At 73.2% G+C, this 1925-nt stretch carries 2 protein-coding genes; one reads left to right on the top strand and one right to left on the bottom strand.

Annotation, left to right across the window (positions count from 1 at the left end):
* The coding region (locus GKQ77_RS32250; protein WP_219692682.1) for a hypothetical protein at positions 1-738 on the top strand (738 nt) is incomplete at its 5' end.
* Here GKQ77_RS32250 and GKQ77_RS32245 read toward each other — a convergent pair.
* Positions 735-1925: serine hydrolase domain-containing protein (locus GKQ77_RS32245; protein ID WP_372460049.1), on the bottom strand; the 1191-nt coding region annotated here is incomplete at its 5' end. The genes GKQ77_RS32250 and GKQ77_RS32245 overlap by 4 nt on opposite strands.

The following is a 1925-nucleotide window of genomic DNA, read 5'->3' as shown; positions in this document are numbered from 1 at the left end:
GGCCTCGCCGCCCTCACCCTGCACCGCTTCTCGTCCGCTCCCCCGCTGCCCTCCCTCGACCGCATCGACGTCCTGGTGCCCCGCACCCGCCGCCTGCGCTCCGTCGGCTTCGTACGGCTGGTGCGCGGCGCCGCGCTGCCCACCCCGCAGCAGATCACGGGCGTCCCCGTGGCCCCCGTGGCCCGCGCCCTCGCCGACGCGGTCGCCCAGCTCACCGAGGCCGGTGCCGTGCGGCGGCTGCTCACCGAGGCAGTGCGCGGCGGCCACTGCGAACCGGCCGCCGTCGTGCGGGAGTTGACCCTCGCCCGGCTCCTGAACCTGCCGCACGTCGTGGACGCCGTGGACTCGCTGCTCGCCGAGGGGCGCGCCATCGCGGAGGACAGGCTCTACCAACTGGTCGCCGAGCACGGCCTGCCCGCCCCGCTGTGGAACGTCGACCTGCGCCTGCCCGGCGGCCCCCACCTCGGCGGCGTCGACGCCTACTGGCCCGACCACGCCGTCGCCGTCGAGCTGGACACCCGCGCGCCCCGCCAGGGCCCGCGCCAGGACGACGACGCCCTGTGGTCCGAGTACGCCCGCAAGCGCGAGCACTTGGAGCGGCTCGGCATCACCGTCGTACACATCACCCCGAGGAAGCTGCGGGACTCGGCGGAGCAGCAGGCGGCCATCGTGCGGACGGCCCTGATGGCGTCGGACGACCGCGATCCGGCGGCGTATGTGATGGTGCTTCCCCGCTAGCTCTTCGCGCAGAACTCCGCCTCCAGGACCGCCTCCCGGTCCCCGCCGGGGCCGTTGAAGTTGAGCGCCAGCGCATGGCGGCTGTCCGCCGTCACTCCGGCCACGGACGCCGAACCGTGGATGTCGCCGCTGTGGCCCCAGACGACCGTGCCGCAGGAGGTCTTGAAGGGCTCAAGGCCGAGGCCGTACCGCCGGCCGGGCCGGTCCTCTCCCTTCGGTACGGCACTCTTCATCGCGGCGAGCTGCCGCTTCGGCAGGAGTTTGCCGCGCAGCAGGGCGGTGTAGAAGCGGTTCAGGTCCGTCGAGTTCGAGATCATCTCGCCCGCCGGGCCCGCCACGGACGGGTTGAGTGAGGTCACGTCGTGGTTCTTGGCGCCGGGGGCGCCGGAGAGCTTGGTGTAGGCGCGCGAACTGGGCTTCGGCATGGCCGACTTCGTGCCGGGCGCGCTGGTGGCGCGCAGGCCGAGCGGTTCGATGACGCGCTGCCTGATCGCCGTCCCGTAGGGCACGCCGGTGACCTTCTCGATGATCATTCCGGCGAGTACGTAATTGGTGTTGGAGTACCGCCAGCCGGTGCCGGGCGCGAAGTCCGGCTCGTGGCGCATGGCGATCGCGACCTGCTGCCGGGGCGTCCAGGTGTCGTAGCGGTGGGCGAGGAAGTCCTCGGTGAACACCTTCCGGCGGAAGCCCGGGTCGGCCGTGACGTTGTAGATCCCGCTGGTGTGGTTGAGGAGTTGGCGCACGGTGATCCGGTCGCCGTCGTGGCCGTTGCCCTCGACGACGCCCGGCAGCCATTTGCCGACCTTGTCGTCGAGGTCCAGCGCGCCCTCGGCCTCCAACTGGAGGAGGACCGTGGCGACGAAGGTCTTGGTGACGCTGCCGATGCGGTAGCGGTCGTGGGCGCCGCGCGGGCTCTGGCGCTTGAGGTCGCCGAGGCCGGCGGCGGCGTTCCAGGTGCCCCGCCGGTCCCGCGCCTGGGCGGTCACGCCGGGGGCGTCCTCGTTCAGGGCGGCCTCCATCGCGCGCCGCGTCGCGCGGTGCCGGTCGTCGCCCCCGGGCGCCGCATTGCCAGGCCCGGCGTACGCGGACATCGCCTGACCAGACGCGGCGTACGCGGGTGCCGCGAACGCTCCTGCCGTCACCGTCACGGCGATCACCGCCGCCACACCTGCCCGCCCCTTCGGTAC

Source organism: Streptomyces anatolicus, from assembly GCF_019400875.1.
Taxonomy (GTDB): domain Bacteria; phylum Actinomycetota; class Actinomycetes; order Streptomycetales; family Streptomycetaceae; genus Streptomyces; species Streptomyces anatolicus.
This window is presented reverse-complemented; position numbering and strand designations above follow the sequence as displayed.